General features: G+C 54.8%; 2 protein-coding genes. One reads left to right on the forward strand and one right to left on the reverse strand.

The features are described 5' to 3' along the window. Positions 1-770: hypothetical protein (locus NW863_RS09885; protein WP_414366045.1), on the reverse strand; the 770-nt coding region annotated here is incomplete at its 3' end. Positions 771-969: 199 nt separating this feature from the next. Here NW863_RS09885 and NW863_RS09890 point away from each other — a divergent pair. Then, on the forward strand, positions 970-1,455 hold the full coding sequence (locus NW863_RS09890; protein ID WP_414349238.1) for an ureidoglycolate lyase: 486 nt from the start codon (positions 970-972) through the stop codon (positions 1,453-1,455). Positions 1,456-1,573: the final 118 nt, after the last annotated feature.

The raw sequence follows: 1,573 nt of genomic DNA on the forward strand, positions 1-1,573 counted from the left end.
AGAGGAGGGGAATCTGGGTTTTGAGCCTCGCTGGGAGGCTGAGTTTTGTCTGGGGATAGGCTTGCTTCCCAGTTTCGCAGTTGGCTCAGTTGGGAGCGCACTTGCAAGGCAATTTGCAAAGCAGCCTCCAAAAGCCGCGACTGTTCGCTGGCCTGTTCCCTTATCTGGAGCGCAGTTAGAGTCGTCAACTCGTCACCGAAGAACTCACTTTGCTGCTCAATAAAGTCTTTGTTCTGCCGCAAGATCCGTTCAGTTTTCAAGGCGCGGATTAGGTCGCTGCGAGCCAGCTTCAGAGCCTCGATAATCTGATCCCGCTGGGGCAGCTTGACCTCAGGGTTACCTGCCTCCACCAATTCGTCATTGATGTGAATAGCTTGAATAAGCTGATGGTAGCGATCTACTTCTTCCAGCAAGTTCAGCAAGAGCGGCAGGCGGCGGCTGCGGAAAATCCAATAGGCTTGGCCCAAAGCGGCAATGGCTGCCAGGATCCCCCATTCCACCAGCCAAGTGCCCCAACTGCTGTGCAGGCCAGGGATCCAGATCCGCCCCAGCAAGGTCAGCAGGGATCCCCCCGTCCAAAAGGTCAAGAAACGGCAGAAGAGATCTAGCACCAACAACAGGCGCAGCAGATCCCAGAAGGCGGAGAACTGGCGCAGCCAATCTTTCCAGCGACGGACAGGCCGAGGTCGGTACAGCCAATCTATAGGTACCCCGGAAAGGTTTTCCACCAGAGAAGGGGAAATGACCAGCTCCTGTAAATCCCGCCGCATCACCATTGCCGAGTGTTACAAATTTCTCCCATTTTACTGAGACTGTTCTGTGGAAGGAGACTGCCGGCAAATCTAGATAACTAGATAAAATAAGAGCTGCTCTGCTATTTGGGTCTTCACGACCTTGTGCCGGCAGCAGGTGGGGATCGGCTTGCGGAGCAACAACGGGTACAGGTTTGGGAAAGAGGAGACAAGCAGGGTGAGCAGTCAACTGCGCCAACTGAAGGCCCATCTCGCTGAACCGGAAAACTTTGCCCTCTACGGGCAGGTGATCTATCCTACTCCTGACGACAAACCCTTCGACGGCCAAGATGCCCAGTTGGTTTTGAATCAGGGGCAACCCCGCTTTTACCTCATGCGCTTGCCCCGCCGTGGCCTTCGGTTCACCCAAATAACTCACCACACCCGTTGCACCCAGTGTCTGGGATCCCTGCACGGCAAGGAGTGGTTTATCGCCGTCGCGCCGCCTGCCGACGAGCTGCAAGTGGATGAGATTCAAGCTTTTCGGGTGCCCGGCGACCGCTTTATCAAACTGGAAATGGGCACCTGGCATGCCGGCCCCTACTTCGACCACGAGGAGTTTATCGATTTCTACAACCTGGAGCTGGCCGACACCAACCTCACCGATCACGAGACAATCAACCTGCTTCAGACCTACAACCTGGAGTTTCAGATCATCCCTTGAGCAGCCGAATTCAGCAGCAAAAAAGCAGATTCATCTAAGGTGCATTAAGGTACGGGGATCCCTACCAGCACTAAGGGTGGAGAGAGAGGATCGCTTTGGGCTCTATCTCTAGTAGGCA

This window comes from Synechococcus sp. B60.1 (genome assembly GCF_047462555.1).
GTDB lineage: Bacteria > Cyanobacteriota > Cyanobacteriia > Thermostichales > Thermostichaceae > Thermostichus.